Origin of the sequence: Lysinibacillus sp. NPDC097231 (genome assembly GCF_044761885.1) — a bacterium.
Classification (GTDB): domain Bacteria; phylum Bacillota; class Bacilli; order Bacillales_A; family Planococcaceae; genus Lysinibacillus.
This window is the reverse complement of sequence record NZ_JBIWDH010000002.1, coordinates 121,835-148,037: the sequence shown is the minus strand read 5'-3', so window position 1 is coordinate 148,037 and position 26,203 is coordinate 121,835. Positions and strand designations below refer to the sequence as shown.

General features: G+C 39.3%; 31 protein-coding genes, 1 pseudogene and 1 other annotated feature. Of the genes and pseudogenes, 6 read left to right on the top strand and 26 right to left on the bottom strand.

The annotated features are described in order from the left end of the window. Positions 1–100: 100 nt before the first annotated feature. The 12 genes from ACIQXF_RS02505 to ACIQXF_RS02450 form a co-directional block, all read right to left on the bottom strand. Positions 101–898, bottom strand: a complete 798-nt coding sequence (locus ACIQXF_RS02505; RefSeq protein WP_402778644.1) for an SDR family oxidoreductase — start codon at positions 896–898, stop codon at positions 101–103. A 57-nt stretch (positions 899–955) separates the two neighbouring features. Next, a complete protein-coding gene (locus ACIQXF_RS02500) occupies positions 956–1,408 on the bottom strand; it encodes a GNAT family N-acetyltransferase (protein ID WP_402778642.1) in 453 nt (150 codons plus the stop codon). 247 nt (positions 1,409–1,655) lie between these two features. Next, positions 1,656–2,054 (bottom strand): hotdog family protein, encoded by a 399-nt coding sequence (locus ACIQXF_RS02495; protein ID WP_402778639.1) that lies wholly within the window; start codon positions 2,052–2,054, stop codon positions 1,656–1,658. A 153-nt stretch (positions 2,055–2,207) separates the two neighbouring features. Next, the gene (locus ACIQXF_RS02490; protein WP_402778637.1) at positions 2,208–2,828 is read right to left on the bottom strand and encodes an HAD family hydrolase; all 621 of its coding nucleotides are present in this window, start codon (positions 2,826–2,828) and stop codon (positions 2,208–2,210) included. A 46-nt stretch (positions 2,829–2,874) separates the two neighbouring features. Further along, entirely contained in the window at positions 2,875–3,561 is a 687-nt protein-coding gene (locus tag ACIQXF_RS02485; protein ID WP_402778635.1) for a Dph6-related ATP pyrophosphatase, read from the bottom strand. A 120-nt stretch (positions 3,562–3,681) separates the two neighbouring features. Beyond that, on the bottom strand, positions 3,682–4,254 hold the full coding sequence (locus ACIQXF_RS02480; RefSeq protein WP_402778633.1) for a hypothetical protein: 573 nt from the start codon (positions 4,252–4,254) through the stop codon (positions 3,682–3,684). Next, positions 4,229–4,978, bottom strand: a complete 750-nt coding sequence (locus ACIQXF_RS02475) for a hypothetical protein (RefSeq protein WP_402778631.1) — start codon at positions 4,976–4,978, stop codon at positions 4,229–4,231. The genes ACIQXF_RS02480 and ACIQXF_RS02475 overlap by 26 nt, the downstream gene beginning before the upstream one ends. 141 nt (positions 4,979–5,119) lie before the next feature. Next, positions 5,120–5,263 (bottom strand): GIY-YIG nuclease family protein, encoded by a 144-nt coding sequence (locus tag ACIQXF_RS02470; RefSeq protein ID WP_402778628.1) that lies wholly within the window; start codon positions 5,261–5,263, stop codon positions 5,120–5,122. 118 nt (positions 5,264–5,381) lie between these two features. After that, entirely contained in the window at positions 5,382–5,894 is a 513-nt protein-coding gene (locus ACIQXF_RS02465; RefSeq protein WP_402778626.1) for a hypothetical protein, read from the bottom strand. Between the two features lie 209 nt (positions 5,895–6,103). Continuing rightward, entirely contained in the window at positions 6,104–6,259 is a 156-nt protein-coding gene (locus ACIQXF_RS02460) for a hypothetical protein (RefSeq protein ID WP_402778624.1), read from the bottom strand. 10 nt (positions 6,260–6,269) lie between these two features. Further along, complete coding sequence (locus ACIQXF_RS02455) at positions 6,270–7,067, bottom strand: SDR family oxidoreductase (RefSeq protein WP_402778622.1); 798 nt, start codon at positions 7,065–7,067, stop codon at positions 6,270–6,272. A 234-nt stretch (positions 7,068–7,301) separates the two neighbouring features. Next, complete coding sequence (locus tag ACIQXF_RS02450) at positions 7,302–8,426, bottom strand: MFS transporter (RefSeq protein WP_402779079.1); 1,125 nt, start codon at positions 8,424–8,426, stop codon at positions 7,302–7,304. Here ACIQXF_RS02450 and ACIQXF_RS02445 point away from each other — a divergent pair. After that, complete coding sequence (locus ACIQXF_RS02445; protein ID WP_402779111.1) at positions 8,344–8,514, top strand: hypothetical protein; 171 nt, start codon at positions 8,344–8,346, stop codon at positions 8,512–8,514. The genes ACIQXF_RS02450 and ACIQXF_RS02445 overlap by 83 nt on opposite strands. 34 nt (positions 8,515–8,548) lie before the next feature. Here the strand turns inward: ACIQXF_RS02445 and ACIQXF_RS02440 are convergent, their stop codons facing one another. The 4 genes and pseudogenes from ACIQXF_RS02440 to ACIQXF_RS02425 form a co-directional block, all read right to left on the bottom strand. Continuing rightward, on the bottom strand, positions 8,549–9,829 hold the full coding sequence (locus ACIQXF_RS02440) for an ATP-grasp domain-containing protein (protein ID WP_402778620.1): 1,281 nt from the start codon (positions 9,827–9,829) through the stop codon (positions 8,549–8,551). Further along, the gene (locus ACIQXF_RS02435) at positions 9,817–10,227 is read right to left on the bottom strand and encodes a hypothetical protein (protein WP_402779109.1); all 411 of its coding nucleotides are present in this window, start codon (positions 10,225–10,227) and stop codon (positions 9,817–9,819) included. The genes ACIQXF_RS02440 and ACIQXF_RS02435 overlap by 13 nt, the downstream gene beginning before the upstream one ends. Positions 10,228–10,515: 288 nt before the next feature. Continuing rightward, positions 10,516–10,710, bottom strand: a pseudogene (locus tag ACIQXF_RS02430) (ATP-binding protein); the annotation flags it as partial. Between the two features lie 319 nt (positions 10,711–11,029). Next, entirely contained in the window at positions 11,030–12,148 is a 1,119-nt protein-coding gene (locus ACIQXF_RS02425; RefSeq protein WP_402778619.1) for a radical SAM protein, read from the bottom strand. 743 nt (positions 12,149–12,891) lie between these two features. Here ACIQXF_RS02425 and ACIQXF_RS02420 point away from each other — a divergent pair. Together ACIQXF_RS02420 and ACIQXF_RS02415 are read left to right on the top strand one after the other, a co-directional pair. Further along, a complete protein-coding gene (locus ACIQXF_RS02420) occupies positions 12,892–13,887 on the top strand; it encodes an NAD(P)/FAD-dependent oxidoreductase (RefSeq protein ID WP_402778618.1) in 996 nt (331 codons plus the stop codon). A 33-nt stretch (positions 13,888–13,920) separates the two neighbouring features. Then, on the top strand, positions 13,921–14,169 hold the full coding sequence (locus ACIQXF_RS02415) for a ferredoxin (protein ID WP_402779076.1): 249 nt from the start codon (positions 13,921–13,923) through the stop codon (positions 14,167–14,169). 78 nt (positions 14,170–14,247) lie between these two features. Here ACIQXF_RS02415 and proS read toward each other — a convergent pair whose 3' ends face one another. From proS to ACIQXF_RS02370, 9 genes are all read right to left on the bottom strand, one after another. Then, on the bottom strand, positions 14,248–15,684 hold the full coding sequence (gene proS, locus ACIQXF_RS02410) for a proline--tRNA ligase (protein WP_402778616.1): 1,437 nt from the start codon (positions 15,682–15,684) through the stop codon (positions 14,248–14,250). Positions 15,685–15,708: 24 nt separating this feature from the next. After that, positions 15,709–16,002: a hypothetical protein gene (locus tag ACIQXF_RS02405; protein ID WP_402778615.1), complete on the bottom strand. Its 294-nt coding sequence runs from the start codon at positions 16,000–16,002 to the stop codon at positions 15,709–15,711. Beyond that, positions 16,003–16,224 (bottom strand) — a binding site (T-box leader). Positions 16,225–16,283: 59 nt separating this feature from the next. Further along, the gene (locus ACIQXF_RS02400; protein WP_402778613.1) at positions 16,284–18,005 is read right to left on the bottom strand and encodes a sensor domain-containing protein; all 1,722 of its coding nucleotides are present in this window, start codon (positions 18,003–18,005) and stop codon (positions 16,284–16,286) included. A 363-nt stretch (positions 18,006–18,368) separates the two neighbouring features. Next, a complete protein-coding gene (locus ACIQXF_RS02395; protein WP_402778611.1) occupies positions 18,369–18,536 on the bottom strand; it encodes a transcriptional regulator in 168 nt (55 codons plus the stop codon). Position 18,537: 1 nt separating this feature from the next. Next, complete coding sequence (locus tag ACIQXF_RS02390; RefSeq protein WP_402778609.1) at positions 18,538–18,690, bottom strand: transcriptional regulator; 153 nt, start codon at positions 18,688–18,690, stop codon at positions 18,538–18,540. 204 nt (positions 18,691–18,894) lie between these two features. Next, entirely contained in the window at positions 18,895–19,044 is a 150-nt protein-coding gene (locus ACIQXF_RS02385) for a hypothetical protein (protein ID WP_036126419.1), read from the bottom strand. Between the two features lie 192 nt (positions 19,045–19,236). Next, the gene (locus ACIQXF_RS02380) at positions 19,237–19,749 is read right to left on the bottom strand and encodes a DinB family protein (RefSeq protein WP_402778607.1); all 513 of its coding nucleotides are present in this window, start codon (positions 19,747–19,749) and stop codon (positions 19,237–19,239) included. A gap of 90 nt (positions 19,750–19,839) precedes the next feature. After that, positions 19,840–20,802: a tyrosine recombinase XerC gene (locus ACIQXF_RS02375; RefSeq protein ID WP_402778605.1), complete on the bottom strand. Its 963-nt coding sequence runs from the start codon at positions 20,800–20,802 to the stop codon at positions 19,840–19,842. A gap of 402 nt (positions 20,803–21,204) precedes the next feature. Beyond that, positions 21,205–21,630 (bottom strand): hypothetical protein, encoded by a 426-nt coding sequence (locus ACIQXF_RS02370; RefSeq protein WP_402778602.1) that lies wholly within the window; start codon positions 21,628–21,630, stop codon positions 21,205–21,207. Between the two features lie 208 nt (positions 21,631–21,838). Here ACIQXF_RS02370 and ACIQXF_RS02365 point away from each other — a divergent pair, with 208 nt between their 5' ends. From ACIQXF_RS02365 to ACIQXF_RS02355, 3 genes are all read left to right on the top strand, one after another. Then, positions 21,839–23,329 carry a circularly permuted type 2 ATP-grasp protein gene (locus ACIQXF_RS02365; RefSeq protein ID WP_402778600.1) on the top strand — a complete coding sequence of 497 codons (1,491 nt, stop codon included), beginning with the start codon at positions 21,839–21,841 and terminating at the stop codon, positions 23,327–23,329. Next, complete coding sequence (locus ACIQXF_RS02360) at positions 23,283–24,248, top strand: alpha-E domain-containing protein (protein ID WP_402778598.1); 966 nt, start codon at positions 23,283–23,285, stop codon at positions 24,246–24,248. The genes ACIQXF_RS02365 and ACIQXF_RS02360 overlap by 47 nt, the downstream gene beginning before the upstream one ends. Before the next feature lie 61 nt (positions 24,249–24,309). Beyond that, positions 24,310–25,164 (top strand): transglutaminase family protein, encoded by an 855-nt coding sequence (locus ACIQXF_RS02355; protein WP_402778596.1) that lies wholly within the window; start codon positions 24,310–24,312, stop codon positions 25,162–25,164. A 44-nt stretch (positions 25,165–25,208) separates the two neighbouring features. On the opposite strand, the gene ACIQXF_RS02350 is transcribed toward ACIQXF_RS02355, so the two are convergent. Then, positions 25,209–26,084 carry a tyrosine-type recombinase/integrase gene (locus tag ACIQXF_RS02350; RefSeq protein ID WP_402778594.1) on the bottom strand — a complete coding sequence of 292 codons (876 nt, stop codon included), beginning with the start codon at positions 26,082–26,084 and terminating at the stop codon, positions 25,209–25,211. Between the last annotated feature and the right edge of the window lie 119 nt (positions 26,085–26,203).

The window sequence follows — 26,203 nt, the reverse complement described above, 5'->3', positions numbered from 1 at the left end:
CATCATTTTCAGATGAACGTTTTTACGTATTGTTAAACAACTTATAAATTACACAACTTCCACACTAAGGGGAGCCATCTACTTACCAAATCGTTCCTAATTAGGGCCTCGCATTTAAACCTCCAGCTATGTCAATCGAGCTTCCAGTGATGTATGACGAAAGTGGCGAAAGGAGCAGCATAACTAACGGTGCAACCTCATCTGTTCGCCCAAATCTGCCGAGAATAATTCCTCGACGTTCCGCCTCCTGTTTTGCCCAAGCGGAATAAGTCATGGAGGAACCGGAACACTCGAATCGAGCACGCTGACGGTTTGTCTCGATTGCTCCTATATTTACTACATTAACACAAATCTCGTCAGAAGCGAATTCAGTTGCTAGTAAATAGGCAGTGTGGCTAACGGCGGTTCGTGCTGCACTGACTGCAGCCATCTCACTATCCGGTACACGCGCCGTGACACCATTCATTATGACCACACGGCCGGCATCGGATTGACGCAAGGCAGGAGCAGCTGCTTGCACCAAATTAAGGACGCCTAACAGTTTCATCTCATATTGTGTCATCCATTCTGAGATCGGTGTTTCTAGCACTCGTCCCGAAGTCCCAAATCCGGCATTTGCCACAATGCCATCAAGACGGCCAAACTGTTCAGTTGCGTTTGCGACGGCTTCGCGAACAGCTTCAGGGTTACGAACGTCGCATTCCTGGATGGCGAGTCTAGAGCGCACTGATTCTGGTAACGAGTCACGCAACTGTTCTAACTCCGCCCGGTTACGAGCGCACGTTCCTACATAAGCCCCCTCGCTGAGCAAAGTAGTAACAATAGCTTTGCCGATACCGCGGCTGCCTCCTGTGACATATACTACTCGTCCTTCAAGCTTCAAGTCCAACTTTAGCACCTCCTTAAAAAGTCGATACGTACCGCTGCTTTGCTTTCCTATAATAGCTCAATTGCATTATTTTGGGGATATCCATTCATATTGAATATCCGGTAGATTTTCTTCATTTTCATGGCCTCTACCTATGATGTTAAATCCATGTTTTTCATAAAATCGTTGTGCCTTTTTATTAACTTCAAAGGTATATAATGTTAATCGCCCGCTGGATTGTGCTTTTGCTTTATCGAGTAATATTTGACCTATACCCTTTCCTTGATAATCTATATGGATATATAGTTGATTTATTTCCCTTTTATTGTAAGCTATCACTCCGACTACTTTTTCATCCATTAACGCTACATCTATTTGAAACTGTTCAGTTAATAGATTATTTAAAAAGTAAACATGATTTTCAAAGCTGTGAATTTCTTTCTGTCCGATAGCCTGTTCCTTGCTATCTCGCCACATAGACACAGTTTGTTCAGCGTATTTGGGGTGATACGGAGTAATTATTATTTGGTGTTGGTTCACCGCAATACCTCCTCAAGTTATCCAGGAAAGTACTTCCTAATTATACCTATTCACTAGAACGTCTCTCCGAATCTCAAAGCTAGAATGATTGCGATAATCGCAACCAATGTTGAAATGAAGAAGGTGTCTAAAACTATTTGTATCTTCGCGGAGAATATTCAACCATCCAACATCATTTTCACCATCAATTAAAATCTGCTGTTTTGGCTCAAATAATACAATTGGCATTTGGAAATTTCAGCAGTTTTCATTTACTAACTTCCGCCTTTTGTAGAATGGTGCCTGAAAAACTTCCCTTGAATACCTCTTTGTCGAGTTGGTTTGTGCATGTAAATGTTGTAGTGATTGCCGTACGATTTTTTTCATCCGGTTCATACTGTTCAATAATTACATCACAACGAATTGTATCTTCACTAAAAACTGGACGTATAAACTCGAAATTCATTTTACGAGCTAACACGTTATAGTCACCACCAACTTTCGTAGGAAGTGTTGCTGTTAAAAGCCCTTGAACGACAAAACGACCTTGTTCGTCAGGTGTGATATGATGAACCCCTTCATCTTTTGATAACTTTGTAAATAATTCAACATCTTCTATTGTAAACGTACACTCAAATGTAATTTTTTCACCTACTCGTAATGCCATCAATATCCCTCCTAAAGAGTAAAAAAATACTATTATAAACAAAATATTAAAACTATTCAGTTTATTAATCAACAATTAATTTATATGAAAAAGAAGCCACTTAACGCCTATTCGTTAAGAAGCCAACTTTTTAATGAGTCTTTCCTATTTGGTTTAAAGTAAATCTAGTATATCCTTTGGCTTGTTTAATATATAATCAGCTTTTTGAAACCCTTCTCTTGTCTTTGAACCCCATAAAGCGAGTGCGAATTTCACACCAGCGCTTTGTGCGCATTGCAGGTCGTATATAGAGTCCCCGATGTAAAGTGCTTGATCATTAGAAACATCTAATTGTTTTAAACATGCTAATAGCGGTTCAGGATTAGGTTTATGCTTATCAGTATTACATGCACAAATGGTTTGTTCAAAGTAACCACTTAAACCAAATGGCTCGAATTCTTCTTTTAGTTCTTTCTTCGTTTTCGATGTAACAATACCAAGCTTAAATTGACGTAGAGCTAAATCCTTAATGACGTCTTCTAAATCTGCAAATACGGAAACCTCATGAGAAAAATCTAGTACAGCCTTAGACCATTTTGGATGAACAACATCTATATTTGGTACATTTAATTTCTTTAAAGTTTCTTTCCCTGGAATTCCCAAGGCAAATCTTAAATCTTGTAACGCATATTCTTTCTTTTCTTCGTCCTTTAAAACCTTCTGTAGAGATTTTAGTATGGCTTGCTCTGTATCCAAAATTGTTCCATCGACATCAAAAATAATTGCTGTAAACACAATCTCCCCTCCTATTTTGCAGTATTTCTCGTAACAGCTTTGCTTTTCAATCTAGCTCCAAAGGTAAAAAAGCATATTCTCCGTCTTTTATAATGTTGCATTTACGAACGGAGATGGAGTGTTTAAAAAGAGGTCCGTCTATTACAGTAGTGTGGAATTCCCCACCTTCTCCGCAAGGGTCAATGCCGCGTGCTTCAAGCTCCTTCACGTATTCATGGGTTAACACTCTTCCTAAATCGTCCTCCCGCATTCCCAATGATAAATTGACCGTGACAATGATTGTTTCAAATCCTAAATTTATGAACTCTTCGACAGCCTCACGATGGTTCATTTCCCATAACGGCATACCAAGCTTTAAACCAACAGCCTTCGTAACTTTATCATGCCAACAGCCATGAGCAGGCATATCTAAGTCTCCTGTTACTAACACTTCGGCACCTTGATCTTTAGCTTTTTCTAAAAGACGGATAAAAACTTTTTCGTAATCGGACCAGCTAGCCGCAGCAGTATAGACTGGTAAACCTATAGAATCAGCTTGTGCCTGTATGAGTTCCGGAGGCATTCCATGAGATCTTGAACGTTCCCCTTCTTCCTCCATCATAACAATAAGTCCAATCGCCTCTCCTACCTTCATTGCTTTATAGAGTGCTAGGACACTATCCTTTCCCCCGCTAAAGGAAGCTATAAATTGATGTCCTCTAGCACCATCTTTCCAATCTAAAAATTCTTCCATTAAATATTCTTCCCCTTTTTTCATGTACGGATATCAATAAATTGAGCAATGAAGCTGAATGAAAGTTTTTCATTACTTCGTATAATAATGTTGTTTTATTTTCGGAATAGATAATTTTAATTACAGCTTATCAAAACCTCCAAACAATATAGTAGGAATGTTGTCAGCTGTTATATCAACGAGTGGCGTTCCAATATAACGTACTTCTCGCAGGCCTAAGTAGTATTTATCTGCATGCTCTTCGTTAATTGGCGTTATTTTATAAACATCATCATTTTCCTCTACAGTGTCAAAATGATCGTTACGGCCAGGAGTGTAAAAGACGTAATGATTTCCTGAAGCGCTGCCAGAGGTCCACGACGCTATATCTGCATAAGTGTATTTGCTTGCATACAGCATGGGCTTATCTCTTTTTGTTGGGTTAAACAGTTCAATTTCTAAAGAATAAATGGGACCATCACGCCAACCTGTTTCAAGAATACTATCATCGGTGCTTTGAAATAATACGATGAAATCATGAATGTAATATCCATCAACATGTACATCTGATTTATAGCGTAAAAATCGATCAATTTTACACTCATACCCATGTTCTTCACTTATCTCTCTTACAAAACTCATAAGCTTTTGTACATTTTCATATGTTTGATGAATAACTGCAAAGGCATTAGTTATATTCGTTTCTAAAGACATAATAATCCTCCTTGACCTCAATAGTCGTTTGAAAAGAAAATAGCTCTATTTTTTTACTATTAAATTGATAATGCTCATTTGTGATGGTTTCAGATTCCACTTCCATAGATTTAAAGCGTTCAAATCCTCTTTTTTTCAAAAATGCTTGTAAATCCGCCACCATCACCTGCTCATAAATGTTATCACTTTGTATGAATTTTAATGATTCATATAAATCTTCCCATGTTATATAGGCAAACGCTACGTCTTTTGGCATTTTTGGCAATGAAGCTTTGTAGATCGATTGACAACTACCTTGAGGTGCGATAAATAGTAAAAGTTTCGGTTTATTTGAACGACTTTGTAAAATTCGTGCCTCGCGAGATAACTGATTTTTACTATCTTCTGGCATTACAAAGTCTTCTTCATCATTTGAAGATAAACCACTTAAATACTTGACCTCAATACCTATTAACAGTTCAGGAAAATCGATCACAACATCAAATTCGCCTTCTTGATGATACGGCCAAAACTCCACGTATCTTGCCCAATAGTCATAAGTGAGTTTTGTAATAGTTGCGCGCATCTCAATGGGCTTCATTGTTCTACTTAATAAAGCACCTAACCCTTTATGAAAGCTTATATAACGCAAAGTACCGAAAAATGTTCCTGTTAAATAATCCTCCAATCGATCTGTTAAGTTACTGCCGGATTCACTTATTTTCCCGTGTATATCCGCAAGCATATTTTCACCTCATTTGTCCTTAAATTATGCTATAACCATCACTAAAGTAGTTTAAATTGTTTCTTCAATTTTAATTATGGTTATAACCAAACGGAATTGTTTGTAGCTTTTGTTTAAAATTGTTTTCGATCTCGATGGCTTCTAATGCGTAATATCCTTTGGCAGCACTTTTAAAATCGTATATTGGAACTGTAAATGAGCATTTGTGTTTTTGGCATGTAGCTCCTCAAATGCTAAATTGCCACCATGAATCGTTATGGCATACTCTGACCAACGACCGAGCAATCCATTTTTATTGTAGGAGGAGCCAATATAAATTTTTCCGTTAGAACAATCTGTGATGGCGTAAATCGCATTGATTGAACTTAAAGCGATATGCCAATCCGCATATGCTTGAGGATTATCAATGATTTGTTTGAGCTCTTGGAACGTTAACAGGACGTTTTCGTATCCTGGAAAAGATAAAATTATTCGTGTTGACGAGCTGTGTAATGACCTTTTTATTGGTGCCTTTTTGATACCATATTACGGCAGCCCTTCCCCATTCAATAAATAATTTATTTTCGTAAGGCCGTAAAGGGTCATTTGAGATTTCAAATAACGGATGCATGATTTCACCTTTATAAGGCTCTAACAAAAATGGCGAACAATCTGGGGCTACAATCGGTGACGCACCATGCCTTACTTCATATGATGTTAGATATTTTGCAGTCGTGCCTTCATCCGCTGAAAAGACAATAACATGATCATAGGCATCATAGAAATGGAGCAATTGTTTTTGCGTATATTCCCGTAGAAAGCCATCTCGATACGCTTTAATAAATCGTTCATGCTTTAAGGAATGACGTATAAGTAAAGTTCTATTTAAATCATAATTACAGCGCGTTAATAAATCGGATAAATAAAGATGAATCATTTTAATCTCCTTTTTATGATTGAAAAATATGGTAGACACATTAATCGTACTACATTTTGTAAATATTCATAACCAAAATTTATCATTATTTAATTTAGAAGAAAAATGTCTCCTTGGGGTAAGTGACAGTCGGAACGGAAATTAAGCTCAAATTATGTATATAGCCAATCAAATTATTGAGTTATATCGATTATCTGAAAAAACGTTCATCATTTTTTGATGAACGTTTTTGTTAAACAACTTATAAATTTCACAACTTCCACAGTGACCTGCTCAGCATCTACTTTTCCTTCCACACTAAGAGGAACATCTACTTGCCAAATCAATCCTGACAGTGCCACTCGCTTCTTCCATGTCAAACCCATAAGCACATAATTAGGGCCTCGCATTTAGACCTCCAGCTATGTCAATCGAGCTTCCTGTGATGTATGACGAAAGTGGCGAAAGGAGCACCATAACTAACGGTGCAACCTCATCTGTTCGCCCAAATCTGCCGAGAATAATTCCTCGACGTTCCGCCTCCTGTTTAGCCCAAGCGGAATAAGTCATTGAGGAACCGGAACGCTCGAATCGAACGCGCTGACGGTTTGTCTCTATTGCTCCTATATTTACTACATTAACACAAATCCCGTCAGAAGCGAATTCAGTTGCTAGTAAATATGCAGTATGGCTAACGGCGCTTCGTGCTGCACTAACTGCAGCCATCTCACTATCCGGTACACGCGCCGTGACACCATTCATTATGACCACACGGCCGGCATCGGATTGACGCAAGGCAGGAGCAGCTGCTTGCACCAAATTAAGGACGCCTAGCAGTTTCATCTCATATTGTGTCATCCACTCAGAGATTGGTGTTTCTAGCACTCGACCGGAAGTCCCAAATCCGGCATTTGCCACAATGCCATCAAGATGGCCAAACTGTTCAGTTGTGTTTGTGACGGCTGCGCGAACAGCTTCCGGGTTACGAACGTCGCATTCCTGGATGGCGAGTCTAGAGCGCACTGATTCTGGTAACGAGTCACGCAACTGTTCTAACTCCGCAAGGTTGCGAGCGCATGTACCCACGCAAGCCCCCTCGCTGAGCAGAGTGGTAACAATAGCTTTGCCGATACCGCGGCTGCCTCCTGTAACATATACTACTCGTCCTTCAAGCTTCAAGTCCAACTTTAGCACCCCCTTAAAAAGTCGCTACGACCGCTACAAGAAATTCAAATATAGATGTAGCGGATGGCTGATCATGTTGGAACCCTATGATCATTTCATTCTGATTACTCTTCGAAATATTAGAACGTCGTAATTCGGCAGATTACACTTGTCTTTACGCGATTCCCAAACGTTAATGGATGATATCTGGAAAACCTCCTCCTCTACAGATCATTAGCAACAAAGATACCCCCTCCATCTACTTTATGAGCTGTCCTTATTGATAACTCTTACTCCCAGTCGCAAAGTTCCGTAAGCACCAACAGTAAATAGCACAGCTAGCAACGCCCAGCCACCTAACCCGTTAGTCAAGACAATTCCTGTAACGAGTGTTGGTCCCACGATCGCCTTTAGTCCGTTGCTCAATTGAAACGCACTTAGGTACTCTGCTAATCGATCTGGTGGTGCCATTTGGAAAGAAAGATCCCAAGCTCCGATTGAATGCAGGTTCTCACCAATCGTTAGCGCAAGTACGGCAAAAACTGTAAACATGGCTACTACAACTAAATTTTGTTGGCTTTGCGCAACAGCGAATGCAACACACATACCCACCAATGATATTGTGGCACCGACAAGTATAGACCTCCATCGTTTTCCAAACCTTGTTCTAGGTATAAAGAGTTGGAAAGCAACTGTCACAATTGTATTGATAGCAATTAAGACTGCGACCATAGTGGGCGAAAAAGAGGTTCGTTGTACGACCCATATCGGCAGTAATACTAACAGGACGGAATCGTGAAGTAGAAGCATGGCGTTCGCGCCTATCAATCCAAGGAACGGAACTGATCGCAGAGGTGATTTATTAGTTTTTGTGTTAAAACTTACCCTTGAAGGAGGTCTAGAGGAATCTTCTGCTTCGGTATGTAACATTGCGATCACAACGGCAAGAGCAACAAAAGAGATACCATTTGTCATTAGCGCGAGGCGATAAACAAGATCCGATTTTGCAGAGAGTACGAGTCCACCGATCAACAAACCGATCGTTGAACCAATGTTTCGCACTGCCCGCATGATACCCATAGCAGTAGTCCTTTTTTCCTTTTTAATGATCTGCCCAATTAAAGCTTGTTGAAGTGCCGGTGTAGCTTGATCGCCTACAATGGCAACTATCATGAATACACTGTAAGTAATAATACCGTTAACAAATGCTAGGCTTCCATATGCAGCTGCCCTCAATAAAGCAATAGCAATTAGCATGTGACGAATACCAACTCGATCGGCCACTCGACCAATTATAATAGACAGGATGAGTCCAGCGACAGCACCAACCGACAAAACTGAACCTATTTGCCCTGGAGGAAGGCCGACACGAGTTACAAAGAAGACTATTGCGCTCGATGCGAATAGTCCAGAGCCTGCGGAACTAATACCAGCACCAATAGCTAGAAGTCTCACAGCAGAGGATTCATTACGCTGATCATCTATTAGCGAGATTCTTTCACTGGATCTCTTCATAACGACCACTGAAATTCTTTTGCATGCCATTCCAAGATATTCTCGTAAAGTGCGTGCAGACTACTAACATCAGATGACTTGAAAACTAGATCGGCCACTGCATCGGATGACTTTTTATTTGGCATTATTCGTTCACCAACGTTATAGTGTAAGCGGTAGTCAATGACGCCATCTAACGGACATTCTGTCGGGGCTGAAGTCAGAACGCCTCCACGTTTAGGTAATAATATCGCTCCGAAAAAGTCCGAACTGCGAGAACATGCAGGAGCTACTATTTGCGGGGATAAACCCGCTTGCCCCAGGCATGACCACTGCTCTAAGTTGAGTCCGAGCACGTGGGTCGCAAGATCGTCAATCTTTCCACCTCCTGTCCTTGCAGCAATTTCACACAGCAAGGGTCCCGACTGAACATCGAATAGCTCGAGGTGGAAGCTGGTGGGTTCAACCGGAGTAGGAAACGCAGCAATAAGCCTCGAAGCATAATCAAGAGCACGTTTTCCTGTTCCAGATGTTGAGTCCAGTTGAAGCACTGCTACGGGTTGCTGCGACATTAGGGCATCAAGGCAAGTTCCCTGATAGCTAGAGGTCATTGCTGTAATTATTTTACCCGAAGTCATTATTCCGTCCACTGAAACCATTGGCGCATCAACGTATGTTTCGATCATATAGCGCATGGGCTCGTCCTTAACCTGCCGTTGCGTTCGTATCCAAGACAGAAGTTCACTCTTGTCTTGGAAGACGCTTACCCCGACAGATCCAGCCCCGTCAGTAGGTTTGATTACAATCGGTCCTGGATTTGCTTCTGCGAAGTCAAGGAGGTCTGAGGCTGTCGTAACTGAGGCGAATGCCGGTACTGCAAGCCCAGCGTTTGCTGCTAGCTGCTTCATCAGTACTTTATCTCGGAAAGCACGAGCTACCACAGTATTCATTCCAGTAATACCCAGAGAGTCCCGCAACTCGCTGGCCCGAACGACATCACATTCACTAAGAGCAACGACTCTATCGAACGGGTGCTCTTTGTGTATTTCGGCAATATCGATATCAGGTAATCGGCCAATCTTCCACGAGTCGTACAAAGCAGTGTGTGCATATTTGTTTTGGATTAATGGTAGAAATGCACGGGACTCAGTGTTTTCTTCGGTGAAAAGCATAACCTCTACGTCAGAATCTGCATCAGAAATCCATTTATCATAGGTATGGCTTGCGAGACTTTTCTTGTTGAGAATCGCAATCCTCCGTACGTGACGATTCTGTGAAACCAAATTTATATCACCCATTGTGACTCACCTTCCCACCATTCTAGGGCATCTTGTACCCGTCTCGTTACTTCTTGGGCAGACTCTGCTGATACAATTACCGTTGCTGCCGAGTCTCCTAGATGTCGTGCCCCGCTACAGTTTGTACCTGCCTCAAGATCATACGTAATAGTGACTCCAGGCACCGGACAGGAGCCTGAGGGGGGAACGAATCTTCCATGACCAGGAGGTACAAGCAACCACCCAATGTATCGCTTCGGTCTGGATGGCTGTACGGTTAGTTCTAACGAGCGTCCTGCTTGACCTCTTATGTTCTCCTTCGAAAGATGAATTCCGAATGCTTCAAAGTAACAATGAGCAATGGGACCACCACCGGTACGTGAAGCGACTTCGCAGAATATCGGACCGTCGTTGGTCATCCAGGCTTCCAAATGAAAACTCGTTGGAAACGGTGTGATAGGAAGTGCTGCAATGATCTGTTGAGCGAATATGTTGAGTTGTGAATGAACGGGATCGTCAGCATCGATCATTACACTCCACAAGGGTGTCGAATTTTTGGCGGATTCAAGATTTCCGGACGAATATTGACTTGGCCAACAATGAAGTATTCTCCCGCCCTCCATCAAACCATCGATGTGGAAGAACTCCGATGATTGTACATATGTCTCCGCCATCCAACGCCCCGAGGAATCTGGGGCTGCAGAGAGTGCACCCGAAGCGGCGAAGATTTTAAGTTCGTTCATGTTTGTGAGTATCTGTACACCATTCGAACCAGCGCTATAACGAGGTTTAACCACAATCGGAAACCCGTGTGTTTCTACGAAAGTCAACAGGTCCATAGGCGAATCTACTGCTGTGAACTTCGGCACGCTAACTCCTGCCGCGGAACAAAACTGTTTCATCATCAGCTTGTCTCTATACGCAATGGCTGAGGTCATGGACTGACCAGGTAGACCTAATCGCTCCCGGATTCTTGCAGCGCGAACGACATCGTCTTCGCTGGAACTGACTATGAGATCTATGTTGTGCAAACGACCAAGTGACTCAGCAATTTGTTCCACCGACCATGAATAGTAATCCTCAACAACTTCGGTTGCAACAAACTCTCTTTCGGCAATAATCGGTGATCCTAAAAGGGCATCATTCGTTGTGATCAATACAATAGACTTTGAGGATTCCTCGAGCCATTCGTGCAGACGTCTCTCATGCAGTGGTTTTCGGTTAAGTATTAGTACCCGCTGGAAGTTCATTGATATCCCCCTCTTTGCGCTTTTTCCAATCGGTCGGCACCGGACTAACTACAGCTTGAGGTTCCGACCAATTGAAGCGTGCTGGACAGGAAGCCACACCGTGTTCATCTATAGTTTGTTGGTAGATCTCCCTGCGTCGCCGTACTACGGCTCCTAAGCCACCATCCTCCGGACGCCAACTTCCCAAGTATTCATCAGCGAAGTTACAAATGAGTGCATTCCCGCTCGGTTCACAGTATATCTTCGAGATGTTCGCACAATCCTTGACAGTATAACCAAACGAACGGGCGGGCGGATAACACGAAACAGTTAGTTCAGGCTTTGTCGCCTGCAGGGCTTCAATCCCAATGGCCTCGGCGGTCTGAGAAAACAACGTCAGTAACTCCTCAGGATTTAGTAATAACTCGTCACTGTTTATGGCAGCAAGCCCTGAGGCTATCCATGGCTTCATCTGGATTACATCCACTCCGATGTCACGCATAAGCTGATAGATCTTAACGACTTCGTCATAGTTGTGACGTCCAATACCAATCCGGACAAATGTCCACAGTCCAGCATCTTTGGCTCTACGAATTCCGTCCAGAAGCCTCTGCGGATCTTCGCGATGAGATCCTTTAACTATCTTAAATAAACGTTCGCTTTCCGTTGAAGTATAGGTCACTTTTACTCCTGTAAGTCCCATCTCAGCCAGTCGTGAAACTCTTTGTTTATTTAGTAGAGTTCCGTTGGTGACAAGCCTTGTCGCTATCTGCCGTTCTGCAACAGGTCTTACAATTTTCTCCACTTCATCGAGTGCTATCAGTGGCTCACCACCAGTAAGATACAATGCAGCCGGTTTTTCTGCCTCATACGGATCATCCACCCAGTCAAATAGCGAGTGTAAAAACAGCGTCGAGTCAAAAAGGTTGACCTGCTTCCCACTGTAGTCTTCATTGACGCAGAAGGTGCATGCTCTATTACAGGCATCCAAGATCTTAACCTCTACAGCATCAACTGGAACATAATTTTGAAACCCTGATTGTGGCAGATTTTGAGCGCGAAACTTCCAATATCGATCAATGTCCGTGGTACTATTGTTATTTTGAGTCATTATTAATACTCCTTCCCCTCTACCGGATTTGATTACATACCTTCATTCTTCTTGCAATTGTCGACCTTCCACATGCATAAATATCACTACACTAACGATGTTACAAGTCCTGCTTCTAGGCTCATCACCATAACTTGGGGTTGACTTCCGCTCTGCCAGTGTGCTTTCCAGGGGGCGTCCGATGAGCCGCTTCACTCGCGTTGCTCGCTCCAGTCAACGACTATTAACAATTAAAAATATCAACCCCATCTTTTGGCGATGAACCTTCTTCTAACTATTATTACATTTTATTACATATACAAATTCTACCATGACTTTAATTAACTGAAAATAAATAATTTTTAAATATTTATTACAATTCTGTGACAACTCGGGGCTAGTACCAGCAAGGCTGACACAGCCCGCAAAGCAGATGTAATAAAAGTAAAACTTTGTCGAATATCAACGAGGCTCGCAATCCTCTTCAAGCATTTTCCCCCTATCGTTTGTTTATAGTATAGAGATGTAACAAGGTTACTCTTACGTATCCTTTACTGGAAACTATGTGACGGACTAGAGCAGGAACCCGGTCACCGGGCCTATATGGTGTGTCATAGAATAGCTAGCCTTGAGCATTTTGTAAGAAGTATAGCTTATTTTTTTGGCACATTTGTGATTATGTTAAATCTTTCACAGAATTTCAGATGAATTTCATTCTTGTTATCTAAGATATAACTATCAAGAAATAAAGGAGAGTGAAATTATTGCCACAAGATGATCGAGTTTTTGACATAACTATTATTGGAGGCGGGCCAGCAGGCTTATTTACTGCCTTTTATGCTGGCATGAGGCAATTATCCGTGAAAATCATTGAAAGTCTTCCGCAACTTGGTGGACAATTGTCTGCATTATATCCTGAAAAATACATTTATGATATCGCAGGTTTCCCGAAGATTCGCGCTCAAGAACTTGTCGATAATTTAAAGAAGCAAATGAATCAATTCACCCCCTCGATTTGTCTTGAACAATCGGTTGAACACGTAGAAAAACAAATTGATGGCATATTTAAGCTGACGACAAATGCCGAAATTCATTATTCAAAAACGATTATCATCACAGCTGGTAATGGCGCGTTTCAATCAAAGAAGTTGCCACTTGCAGGCGTCGAAAAGTTTGAAGGTAGTAATATCCACTATTTTGTGAATGACGTCAACAAATTTGCGGGAAAACGAGTGATGATATTCGGTGGTGGTGATTCTGCTGTTGACTGGGCATTAATGTTAGAATCGATTGCTAAACAGGTATCATTAGTCCACCGTAGAGTTACATTCCGTGCACACGAAAAAAGCGTAGAATATTTACAAAACTCCACAGTGCAAGTCATAACACCATTTGTCCCAGTTGAACTCATCGGAGAGGAACGAATTGACAAGGTCGTTCTAGAAGAAGTAAGAGGAACTCGCAAATTGACGATGGATGTAGATGACGTTATTGTCAATTATGGTTTTGTTTCCTCACTAGGTCCCATTAAAAATTGGGAGTTAGAAATCGAAAATAATTCGATCGTTGTTAATAGCAGGATGGAAACAAATATAGCGGGCATTTACGCAGTTGGAGACATTTGCACACATGAAGGTAAGCTAAAATTGATTGCAACTGGATTTGGAGAAGCACCTATTGCCGTTAGTAGTGCAAAAGTATATATTGACCCAACCGCAAATATGCAAACGCCTCATAGTACAAGCTTGATGGAAAAATAGAAAGTCTAAACTATGATTAAACAGGAGGAAAAAATAATGAAATATACAATTGTCGATAAAGAAACTTGCATTGGCTGTGGTGCATGTAGTGATGTTGCACCAGAGATTTTTAGTCAAGATGCCAAAGGAAATTCACATACACTACTTGATAACAATGAAGGAACTGCTCAAGTACCAGAAGAACTTTATGATGATCTATATGATGCTTATGAAGGATGTCCATCCGAATCTATCAAAATAGCAGATGACTCTTTTGCTGGAAATCCAAATAAATTTGAATAATTAGCTTCCCGTTTTTGCAATTCACCCCGATTATTAGATACATATCTAACAATTGGGGTGAATTTTTTGTCACAACTTTTAATATGCCTGAGCAAACCAAACTGTATGCTTTGCTTCGTTTCCGCAGCAAATACACGCCGTTTTATTCATTGGTGGATTAAATGGAATGTTACGAGTAGTAAATTTTGTCTCTTCTTTCACCTTTTCCTCACACGCATCATCTCCACACCAACCAGCAAGTATCCAGCCTGGAATAGAACCGTTTTCTTTGGAAGTTTCAAGATGCTGCTTTAAATGCGAAAGCGTATCAATAGTTGTATGCGCGTTTGCCTCACGGAATTGGCGCGCTTTTTCAAATAAGCGAGTTTGCATCGTTGCTAGTTCCACTTCAATTGCTGAGATAATTGTTGTAAGATCAATTGATTGCTTGTCATCTTCATCTCGTGCTTTTAATAATGCTTGGTTGTTTTCAAGGTCACGAGGTCCTAGTTCAATGCGAACTGGTACACCTTTTAATTCCCATTCATTGAATTTGAAGCCCGGTGATTGATCCGAGTCATCAAGATAAACTCTAATATTCTTTCCCTTAAGGGCAGCATAGATTTCGTCAAGTTTTTCGATAATTTCAGGATTCTTTTTCCAAGGACCTACAGGTATCAAGATAACTTGGGTTGGTGCAATTCGTGGAGGTAAAACAAGGCCTTGTTCATCCCCATGCACCATAATCACTGAACCGATTAATCTTGTAGAAGTACCCCAAGATGTTGTGTGAACATAGTCATGCTGATTCGCTTTATTTAAATATTTTATATCAAAGGCTTCCGCAAATTTAGTACCTAAATAGTGAGAAGTACCAGCTTGTACGGCCTTACCATTTTTCATCATTGCTTCGATAGAATAAGTATCAACTGCACCTGCAAAACGCTCTGAAGGTGTTTTTTGTCCATCATAAACAGGAATGGCAAGTAACTCCTCCACAACCTCTTTATAGATAGAAAGCATTTGCATCGTTTCTTTCCGTGCATCTTCTTCATCTATATGTGCCGTATGGCCTTCCTGCCACAAAAATTCCGATGTACGAATGAAAGGAAGTGTTTTCTTTTCCCAGCGAAAAACGTTTGCCCATTGATTAATGAGCACTGGTAAATCGCGGTAGCTTTTGATCCAATTCGAATACAGGTGTCCAATCATTGTTTCGGAGGTTGGACGAAGCGCTAAACGTTCTTCTAATTTCTCGCCTGCAGCCTCAGTAACCCATGGAAGCTCTGGCGAGAAGCCTTCGATATGATCTTTTTCCTTTTGGAAGAAGGATTCAGGAATTAACATTGGAAAATAAGCGTTACGGTGACCTGTTTCTTTAAAACGTCGATCCATTTCCTCCTGTATATGCTCCCAAATTTCATAGCCGTCAGGTTTAAATGCGATACAGCCACGAACTGGTGTATAATCCATTAAATCTGCCTTTTGGATAGTCTCAATGTACCACTTTGAAAAATCTTCTTGCTGTTTTGACATGTGCTTTCCTCCATTTTTGTAAAATCAATTACGCTTCGACGTAATTGTTGTTGTTGTTGTTGTTGCTGTCGCTTCGCTTTCGCACAGAAAAAACCGTGTTGCTGTCGCTTCGCTTTCGCACAGAAAAAACCGTGTTGCTGTCGCTTCGCTTTCGCACAGAAAAAACCGTGTTGCTGTCGCTTCGCTTTTGCCCAGATAAATTGCCACAGGACGTAGCGTTCTTAGACTAAGTTCCTTTGTTTCAGCGGGCGTTTGAACAGGAACCTCATCCTTTCTGGTATGCAGAAACAAAAATAAAAAGCACAAAGCTGTCCTCAAAATAAGGACGTCTTTGTGCTCTATAGACGTGGTACCACCTTTAATTTAGTTTTAAGAAAACCTTAAAACCCTCTAACGTTTGGTAACGGAAACGACTCGGTTATGTTTGCATAACATCTCCGTGGTAGGTTTCAGATATGAAGCGGTGATATAGCTCTCAGCAACCTGCTATATTTTCTGTTTCACAATTCTTATCTTACTTGGCCACATCATCAATTGATATTTTATATAACTTTAGCAAAACAGTTAAATAATATCAATTAATAAATAAATCCGGCTTATTAAAAGGCGGATTTATTCATTGTCACTCGATCTACAATCAGTTTTGTAAAGTCGTCTACCGATAACGGCTTGCTAAAGTAGTATCCTTGAACGAAATTACATCCATGCTCACGCAGCACATTTAATTCTGCTTCTTCCTCGACGCCTTCAGCTACTACCTGTAGATTCAAAGCGTGTGCTAGAGAAATCATGGCTGAAATCATGGCAATCCCTGTTTTTTCAGGTACAATATCGCTGACAAAAGCACGATCTATTTTCAAGACATCGACTGGGAATTTTTTTAAGTAATTCAGTGATGAATACCCTGTACCAAAATCATCTAATGAAATCGTTATACCGAGTGCTCTTAATTGGTTAATGGTATCAATTAAGTCTTCAGTATAATCTAGCATACTCATCTCCGTAATTTCAATTTCTAGTAAGTGCGGATCAATTCCTGTTTCGTTGATGATTGCACGTACCATGTCGACAAAGTTTTCCGTACTGATATGAATCGGAGAAATGTTGACAGCGACGCGTAATTTTAAATTATGTTCTTGATTCCAAGTACGAGCCTGGGCAGCTGCTTTTCTTAAAACCCATACACCGATATCGTTAATAAGCCCACATTCTTCAGCAAAAGGAATAAAGCGATCTGGTGGCATATGGCCTAACTCAGGATCATACCAGCGCAGTAATGCTTCCATGCCTATTACCTTATTTGTTTTTAAATCAATTTTAGGTTGATAATGAAGTTCTAAAATATCCTTTTTTAATGCTTGATGTAACTTGGTTTCGAGTAATAGCCATTTATCATTAGCTTCTTCCATATTTGGACGATATAAGCGATATTGATTGCCACGCGTAGACTTCGCAGCATACATTGCGATATCTGCATTTTTTAGTAATTCTTGTACGGAGTTTGCGTGATCAGGGAAAATACTAATGCCAATACTAAGACTTGCATAAAATTCATATGTATCTACAATAAAACTCTCATTAAATGCATTCATGATTGCCTTGGCCATTTCCTCGATTCGACTAACGTCATTAAGAATCAAGACAAACTCATCACTGTTATGACGATAGAAGGAATTGGACGTATAATCAATGTCCCGTAGACGATTCGCCATTTCCACTAAGAACATATCCCCGATGATATGACCAAGTCCATCGTTAATGTTTTTAAAACGATTGACATCAATAAAAAATAACGCAAACTTTTCCCCTGTGCGACGAGATTGATGAAATTCATTTTCTAAACGTTGTTCTAATTTACGACGGTTAGGTAGCCCTGTTAATTCATCATGATAGGCGATATGTGTAATCTTTTTAATATCCTTTTGTGCGGTAATATCCACTCGTATAGCAATATATTGATATGGTTTACCATTATCATCAAGAAAAGGGAAAATCGTCGTCTTCACCCAATAAAGACTGCCATCCTTTGCTCGATTGCACACTTCTCCATTCCACATTTCACCCTTACCTATTGTTTTCCACATTTCTTTAAAGAAGGATTTCGGATGGAAGCCGGAATTGAGTATTTTGTGATCCTGGCCTAATAATTCTTCACGCGTATATTTAGAAATTTTGCAAAAATGATCATTAACAAAAGTAATTTTTCCAGTTCTGTCTGTTATGGCTACAATGATTGAACTATTCATTGCCGAAAAAATATCTTGTAATTCTTTAAGACTGTAGTTAACTTGATTTATATTACTAGGCGTGATATTCATCATTTTCATTCTCCGTTCATTAAAATAAGAAGGTTTGGTACTTTTGCTTTATATTCAAAGCGAGGTATAAAGTTGTGGTATATCGCCTTTTTTATGTAATTATATTATAGTCTTAGAAAAGCAGTTAATTCAACCCAAATAACTAAACATCCAACGCTACATCTGATAGTTCTCTATAAAATAGACAAAAATACAAGGGCCATTAATATGCTAAAAAGGATTAATTTTAAAGTATTTAGTGACATTAGAACTATGTATGGTATTGTCTTTAGGCTTTTCATCTTTAAAATATGCGATTTTACTATTATTTTATGAAATATCCAAAAATGCCTTACTGTCACATCCAGGCAGTAAGACATTTATAGGCTAAGAGACTTCATATTCGATTTGACCTCCTGTTTTGGCGCGTTCATTATAAGCATCCAATTGTTCTTGAGATAAATTTAAAATATAGTAACTAAAATTTATGGGATCTAGCCCGTGTTTCTCACATATTTGTCGGTAAAATTCATAGCCTTCTCGATAATCTGTCATCCTAATAACTTCCTTTCATTTGTGCAGCTTCATTATAATACTCTAATTGTTCTTGCGATAATTGATTGACATAGTAATAGAAATTAATGGGTTCTAAATTAAACTGTTCACACTTTTTTAGATAAAATTCATAGCCAATTTTATAATGTGTCATGTGTATTCCTTCTCCCTTGTTCTATAACAGAATTATTATTTAATAAATAATATATAACAGACTATTTACTAAGTCAATGAATTATCTGATATTTCTTTCAAATATACAAAAAGCCCAGTCCATTTAAATTAGTATGGCTGGGCTTTTCATAAAATATTCACGTCGGCTTCCGTATTAACCACATCCTTTACAAACAATCACCTTTTAAATACCTAATTGTTTTGCTTGCATATTATAAGCTGAAAGTTGCTGTTGTGATAACTGTAACACATAATAGCGGAATGAAATTGGCTCTAACCCATAACGCTCACACATTTCACAATAAAATTCATACCCATCACGATACTTTGTCATTAGAATTCCTCCTCAAACTGTTTTATAACAGTTGTTATTATTTTTATTTAATATATAACAGATTACTTGGTCCGTCAAGAGATTGCTACAAGAAAATGAACTGTTAAAAAAATCCAACCCCTCGAATACCGAGAAATTGGACAATAAACTTTCTTGCTATTCTTCTATCTATTACACCTCTTCTGTGATTCTTTATTGTTCGACTTCTAATATTTCCTTAATCTCTTTAATTTGGCCGATGTGTCGTTGTTCATGCAAATAAATTTGTTCAATCCATTGATCAAGTGGTAAATCACCAAGCGCAGGATGCTTCACTGATTTTTCTGCTAATATTGATTGATCTTCAATTGTCTCAAGGAAAATCGTTAATTTTTTTCTCGAATCATCAAGCAACTCCATTATTTGCTGAACTGTAAAGAAATCTTCGGCTGGTTCTACAATTTTTGGTGCTACAACTTTATTCGTTCTATCTACAATAAAATGCACGTTTTTTCGTTCTATTTGCTTATTATCTTCTTGTTTTAATCCCCATGCAATCGCTTTGATGGAAGATTCTTCCACTAAAATTAAGTGAAGGCACACTTGAGCTATACTCCAACTGTTTGCATTCGGTCTAGCATTCAATTGAGTATCATTTAATAGCTCAATTTCCTGTACTAAATTATTTCTCGTTTCACTCAGCTGATCCGTTATTAATTGATTCATAAACTACACCCCTACCCCAAAGTTTTTAAATACCTATTCTCTATATATTCTACATATCATAAAGTATTCCCTTTAGGGTTGTCCCGAGTATTATCGTTCTCGAACAATATTGAATGGATTTTTTTCGAGCACGTGTTGCAGTTCTGCATCTTCTATATGTGTATAGATTTGCGTCGTGGCAACACTTGAATGGCCTAGTATATGCTGAAGACTTCGTATATCTGCCCCTGCTTTATACATCATGGTAGCGGATGTATGACGTAATTTATGTGGTGTTAATCGTTCTTTTTGAAGTCCTGATTGCTGATTAATTTGCTTCACAATTTTTGCAACGGTTTGACGGGTGAAGCGCGTTCCCTTTTGTGACACAAAAAGGGGTTCCTTTCCCTCACCTTTATAGAGTGTTTTTCCGCTATTTTCATAGTCTGCGAGTGCCTTTACACAGCTATCATTCAAATACACGATACGTTCCTTATTTCCTTTACCAACAACGGTTAAATAGCGCCCCTGTATGGATGATCGATTTAGCTGACAAAGCTCTGAAACACGAATCCCTAAATTTAAGAAAAACATCATCATACAATAGTTTCTTGCGGAAGCGCGATTAAGCTGTATGCCTTCGATAAATTGTGAGGCTTCCTCGATATTCATATAGATTGGTCTTTTTCGTCCTATCTTCGGTGTTTCTAATTCATCCGCAGGGTTTTCCTCTAAAAGGCGTCGTTTCCCTTTTAGGTATTTAAAAAAAGATTTCAACGTCGCAACTTTACGAGCTCTTGCAGATGCAGAATTCGAGCGCTGCACCTCGCAATACTCCATAAATAAATATAAATCCTCTAAAGTAATTTCACGGATATCTTCTATTGTAATAGTAGAAATATCTATTTTCTTTAGATCAGTCATATCAATATCATTTTGGATGGCAGTATAGAAACGGAAAAATAACGTCAGATCGTATTCGTATTCCTTTCTTGTGCGTTGAGACTTTCCTTTAATCGTCGTTAAATAAACAAGGAAATCTCTCATTATTTTAGGTAGATTGGTCTTTTCCATAAAATCACCTCTATTTGCTCTATTTTACCATGAAAAAACGTTCCCAAATATAAATTTGGGAACGTTATTGTGAAAAAAATGCCCTTTTTCGTTTGATAGAACAAACGTTCCTTATTTTAAGATAAAAAAAAGATGATTCTCTTATGACAAGAAAATCATCTTTTTAAATTGTTTTTTATAAAGTTTCACTTTTCATGCATAATGTGAAAGAAAAATGAATATTTAACTCTAATGGATTAATTGCTGTGAGACGATTCGAAAAAAACAAAGCTGGGCGACTATACGTGTCGATTCGTCTCACAATGCGCATGGAATTATTTGGTTTTCGGTCGAACAATGTCCAGGAAAAATGGATTTTGAAAGGAATGAATTGTGCGGGCACAATTCAAAATCCGGACGCAATTACGCCAAGGCGAAATTGATAAAAATATTGTATGTCCCATCTGCTTGCTTTACTAATGTCCAGTTCGTCGATAACATTTGGTGAAGGTTCGCGATAATTTCCTCAGTACAAGATAAAGACTGAATACCTGTTTCTAATAATTGATAGTCCTTGCCTTCTTCTAATTGAAAACGAAGATGCAGTAAACGCTGGATGCCTGGCAATGTTACATATTTAATTCGGTAATTACCATGCAAAGCATCTAGGAATAATTGTTCTCCACTCTGGTAAAGTATCTTTGTTTCTAAAAATTCATAGTTTGGTACTTTTTCCTGCCAAACTGATACATCCCCCGTTTTTAATGTGCGCACAATCTCCTCATCTGTTAAACCTAATTTTGAAAGCTTATCTAGCTCATATGCTTGCATTAAATTGATGATTGTCATTTTTTACTTGCTCCTTATATGTATTTATCTTCATTCAGTAGGTATACAAAAACCGGACACATTGTTTATCTGTAGCGAAAGCGAAGCGGCAGCTACAATGTTTATCTGCGCGAAAGCGAAGCGACAGCGGCAATTACACCAGGGCGAAATTGATTATTACTTAGTGTATCATTTTTTCACTACTTCTTAAATTCGGAGGGCGATCCATATGATGAATTTATATGAATCTGGTTTATTTTTTGATGAAATGTTAGATGGCAATCAGCCGAAGCCTCATTATCAATCTTTCTATCATAAGTTACATGCTTTCTCAAAGGAACAGTTAGATGAAAAATATCAACAAGCACAATCAAGCTTCCTTAGACAAGGGATTACCTTTACCGTATACGGAGCACAAGGTGGAACTGAGAGAACAATGCCCTTCGATTTTGTACCTATTATTATTCCGTATGAACAATGGAAAGTTATCGAAGCAGGAATGAAGCAGCGGGTAAAAGCCTTAAATTACTTTTTACATGATGTCTACCACGAGCAGTCTATCATTGAGGATGGACTTATTCCGAGACAGCTCATTGAAAATAATCCGTATTACTATAAAGAAATGCTTGGTGTTCAAGTACCCATTGATAACCATATTTTCTTAGCTGGTATTGATTTAGTTCGTGATGAGAATGGCATTTACTACGTATTAGAGGATAATTTACGTAACCCTTCTGGTATGTCCTATGTTTTTCAAAATCGCTATGTCATGAAGGAAGTGTATCCTGAATTTTTCTCTAAGCATACAATTCAGTCCCTTGACAAACAAATGGCTTTCATGAAGAAGGCGCTCCTTGCTCATCGCCCTCGTTGTATGAAGCCAGATGTAGAACCTAAGGCAGTTTTATTAACAGCGGGTATGTACAATTCGGCATACTATGATCATGTTTTCCTAGCACAGCAGCTAAACATTCAACTTGTTGAAGGGCATGATTTAGTGGTGCACGAAAATAAAGTGTTTATGAAAACGATCTATGGCCTCGAGCAGATTGATATTATTTATAGACGAATTGATGATGATTTCTTAGATCCTGCTGTTTTTCGCGAGGATTCTTTACTGGGTGTTCCTCATATAATGGCTGCTTATGAAGCTGGCAATATTGCGATTTTAAATGCTGTTGGTAACGGTGTTGCTGATGATAAAGCGATGTATGCCTATGTGCCCGATATGATTCGCTATTACTTAAAAGAGGAACCTATATTAAATAATGTGAAAACCTATCATCTTAATGATAGCAGCCAGCAAGCTTGGGCTCTTGAGCATATAAGAGAGCTTGTTATCAAAAATGTTAGTGCCTCAGGTGGTTATGATATGCTCATTGGCCCGCATGCAAGTGAAGAAGAGATCGCAAAATTTAAAGAAAAAATACTGGATAATCCATATCAATATATTGCTCAGCCAACTATTAAACTGTCTAGAGCCCCCGCTTTTCAGGATGGAAGGTTCTATCCTTGTCATGTCGATTTACGTGTATATGTTATGAAGGGCGAGGATATTTATGTGCTTCCAGGTGGTTTATCTCGTGTGGCACTAAAAGAAGGATCTTTAGTTGTGAATTCATCTCAAGGCGGAGGAGCAAAAGATACATGGATATTAAAGGAGGAATCGCAGCATGCTAAGCCGAGTAGCCGATGCACTATACTGGATGGCAAGATATAGTGAACGAACACAAACGAATGCACATATATTACAGGTACAGCTGTTGAATATGTTGGAGCAATCTGGTAAAGAACATGAATACATCGATCATTGGGAAGCAGTGTTAGATATTTGTGCTTCAAAGGAAGAGTATTTAACCTATTACGAATCGATTCGGGTTAACCCTCTTATAGAATATTTACTTTTTTCTAACAAGAACTGTAATGCCCTCCATGCTACCTTAAGTGCGGTTAGAGAAAACGCGCGCGTTACTCGAGATAGTATCCCGACCGAGCTTTGGGAATTGCAAAATGCCTTTTATTTATCTTTACGGCAGGAAATACTGATACGTGAAAGGCCCATTCCACTTATCGTTCTTAACACTTTTCTACAAAATGTACGTAAGACTTTCTTGACGGTGACTGGGCTTATCGAAGGCTCAATGGATCGGGATCTCCCTTTTTATTTCATGCAAGTTGGGAAATGGGTAGAACGAGCAGAAAAGACGATTCGTATGGTATTAGTGACACTGGAGCATCATAAGCAAATAGCCATACCAATTAAAGAAGCAGACGGATCATTTTTACTTGATTTGTCAGAGGCGACAGAATCTTACCTACGAAAACATCGCCAAACAGATTTACTTTGTGTCATTCAATATTTATTACAAGATAAGCATTTCCCACGTTCAGTGATGTTTTGCCTACAAAAAATAGATGAGGCATTTATGCATATAGAAAAAGAAACGCTTTCAGCAAGATTTTTTGAGCTTCATGCCCCATTAAAGAGTATATTATTTGCGATGATGAATGTGGATTTATGGAATATTACCTTAGAGGAAACTATTTTATTAATGGAGGAAAGATTGTGTCAATGTATTGAGTTTGGCAATACATTTGCAACAATTTATCATTTATATGAACCCAGCGTACAACCTTGAAAGGAATCAATCACAGCTCCCTTTCAACAAGCAAGTCAGTAATTCAAAGGAAGCGGACACGATGAAATTTGAAATTCAACATACTAATATTTTTCAATATGAGTCTGAAGTCGATCAAAGCTTAAATACAATCCGCTTAAAGCCAAGAAGCGATGAGCGTCAGCGCTTATTATCCTATCGAATTGCCATTACACCTTCTTCCCTAACGCGTGAGCATACAGATATTTGGGGTAATACGGTTGGTACTTTTTATATCCCTGAGCAGCACCAAGAGCTAGAAATTCAAACGACATCTATTGTCAGCATTCAACGTGCACCATTTATTCATCGAATTCAATATTCACCAGAGATGCAGACGATTTTTCACTCGCAGCTTTTTTACGAGCATTATTTGCCCTTTTTAAAGTTTACCCATTTTACGTATATGGCAGAAAATCAGTTAGAGGAAGTTTATCATGCGATTGGCCATGCTGAAAACCCTGTCCTATTTTCACTGAATTTAATGCAATATATATACTCAACATTTGAATATGATCCTAGTGCGACTGATGTTAAGACAACTGCCAGTGAAGCATTCATACTGAAGAGAGGTGTTTGTCAGGACTTCACACACGTAATGCTTGCGGTGTTACGGGCCAAAGGAATTCCAGCTCGCTATGTGAGCGGTTATTTATATGTTGACGAAAATTCTGCCCTAGTCGGCGATATCGCAACCCACGCTTGGGTGGAGGTCATGATACCTGGAATCGGCTGGATTGGTCTCGATCCAACGAATAATGTGGAAGTATTAGAAAATCACATTATTTTATGCATTGGTCGCGATTATTCCGATATCAGTCCTGTTGAAGGAGTTTATACAGGCGGAAAGCATCATTTAAGCGTTAAAGTGAACGTCAAGGCGTTAAATCATTTATAACAAATCGTGCAGTAATTTGTATATAGATGCAATTACTGCACGAGTTATTCAAAACGCCCTTGCCTTTCTGTTAACACCCATTTTCGTACATAGCCCATGGTTTGCTGAATATTTTCGATTGTTTTTTCACTTTGAAAGGCCTTTTGCATGACGGTATAGCGCAAATCTGTGGCTCTAACATTCGTCCCGATTTCCTTTGAAATAGTTTGGAAGATTCGCTCTACTGTCTTCGTAGTAATGGGTTTTACTTGGCTAGCCTCACTTACCCAAATCCATTCTCCTTCTTCTTGCTGATGCATGTCCTCCGTTGCCTTTTTATATTGCTCTAGCATTTCCATTAACATTTGAGAAAGCTTTATTTCTCTACGACCATTTTGATTGGCAATGTAGATTAAGGATGACTCCATATGAATATGAACCCATTTCATCCGGACAAGCTCAGCTGGTTTACATCCTGTTTCCATAAGCATTTGGACAATGCAGCCATTGCGCCTTGCGAGCCATGCATGTTCTAGTGTTTTCGTGTATTGAAAATAGGTTGGCCAGACATTCGAAATTTGTATCAATTGCTTCTTTGTCAGTAATTTTAACGCCTCTTTTTGCTTCTTTTTTGGCTGTAAAATGACCTCATAATCAAAAGGCTGCACCCACTCTCGTAACAAAACAAAGTCAACAAAGCCTCGTAATGTAGCAACTTTATGATTAAATGTATTAACATTTACGTACGTTTCTTTCAAATAATTACTATATAATAATAACAATTCTTTGAAATGATGATCCACATACAAGTAGTTTTCCTCATGGGCAAACGCTAAAAACTGCTGTCCATCTATATTGTATTGCTTTTTTGTTGCAGCACTTTTCTTTAAAGATTTTAAAAGTAATAAGTAGCTGTTCCATGCCTTCTCTAATGTGACCATCTAGCTCCCTCCTTGTTAACTGTGCGTGTTTATCATGTATTTTACTATATTTGGGGTGCGTAGGTTATCTTTATTTTTATAAATTATAATGTCGGATAATCTGTAGTTACTATAAACTA

Bases quoted from the DNA above. Each gene is read 5' to 3' on its own strand.
- ACIQXF_RS02495 (WP_402778639.1), bottom strand. From the start codon at position 2,054: ATGGCATTACGAGTAGGTGAAAAAATTACATTTGAGTGTACGTTTACA.
- ACIQXF_RS02485 (WP_402778635.1), bottom strand. From the start codon at position 3,561: ATGGAAGAATTTTTAGATTGGAAAGATGGTGCTAGAGGACATCAATTT.
- ACIQXF_RS02480 (WP_402778633.1), bottom strand. From the start codon at position 4,254: ATGTCTTTAGAAACGAATATAACTAATGCCTTTGCAGTTATTCATCAA.
- ACIQXF_RS02475 (WP_402778631.1), bottom strand. From the start codon at position 4,978: ATGCTTGCGGATATACACGGGAAAATAAGTGAATCCGGCAGTAACTTA.
- ACIQXF_RS02465 (WP_402778626.1), bottom strand. From the start codon at position 5,894: ATGATTCATCTTTATTTATCCGATTTATTAACGCGCTGTAATTATGAT.
- ACIQXF_RS02460 (WP_402778624.1), bottom strand. From the start codon at position 6,259: ATGGGTTTGACATGGAAGAAGCGAGTGGCACTGTCAGGATTGATTTGG.
- ACIQXF_RS02445 (WP_402779111.1), top strand. From the start codon at position 8,344: ATGAGTCCAGCGACAGCACCAACCGACAAAACTGAACCTATTTGCCCT.
- ACIQXF_RS02440 (WP_402778620.1), bottom strand. From the start codon at position 9,829: ATGGGTGATATAAATTTGGTTTCACAGAATCGTCACGTACGGAGGATT.
- ACIQXF_RS02435 (WP_402779109.1), bottom strand. From the start codon at position 10,227: ATGACCAACGACGGTCCGATATTCTGCGAAGTCGCTTCACGTACCGGT.
- ACIQXF_RS02425 (WP_402778619.1), bottom strand. From the start codon at position 12,148: ATGACTCAAAATAACAATAGTACCACGGACATTGATCGATATTGGAAG.
- proS (WP_402778616.1), bottom strand. From the start codon at position 15,684: ATGTCAAAACAGCAAGAAGATTTTTCAAAGTGGTACATTGAGACTATC.
- ACIQXF_RS02400 (WP_402778613.1), bottom strand. From the start codon at position 18,005: ATGATGAATATCACGCCTAGTAATATAAATCAAGTTAACTACAGTCTT.
- ACIQXF_RS02395 (WP_402778611.1), bottom strand. From the start codon at position 18,536: ATGACAGATTATCGAGAAGGCTATGAATTTTACCGACAAATATGTGAG.
- ACIQXF_RS02390 (WP_402778609.1), bottom strand. From the start codon at position 18,690: ATGACACATTATAAAATTGGCTATGAATTTTATCTAAAAAAGTGTGAA.
- ACIQXF_RS02385 (WP_036126419.1), bottom strand. From the start codon at position 19,044: ATGACAAAGTATCGTGATGGGTATGAATTTTATTGTGAAATGTGTGAG.
- ACIQXF_RS02380 (WP_402778607.1), bottom strand. From the start codon at position 19,749: ATGAATCAATTAATAACGGATCAGCTGAGTGAAACGAGAAATAATTTA.
- ACIQXF_RS02375 (WP_402778605.1), bottom strand. From the start codon at position 20,802: ATGGAAAAGACCAATCTACCTAAAATAATGAGAGATTTCCTTGTTTAT.
- ACIQXF_RS02370 (WP_402778602.1), bottom strand. From the start codon at position 21,630: ATGACAATCATCAATTTAATGCAAGCATATGAGCTAGATAAGCTTTCA.
- ACIQXF_RS02365 (WP_402778600.1), top strand. From the start codon at position 21,839: ATGATGAATTTATATGAATCTGGTTTATTTTTTGATGAAATGTTAGAT.
- ACIQXF_RS02360 (WP_402778598.1), top strand. From the start codon at position 23,283: ATGCTAAGCCGAGTAGCCGATGCACTATACTGGATGGCAAGATATAGT.
- ACIQXF_RS02355 (WP_402778596.1), top strand. From the start codon at position 24,310: ATGAAATTTGAAATTCAACATACTAATATTTTTCAATATGAGTCTGAA.
- ACIQXF_RS02350 (WP_402778594.1), bottom strand. From the start codon at position 26,084: ATGGTCACATTAGAGAAGGCATGGAACAGCTACTTATTACTTTTAAAA.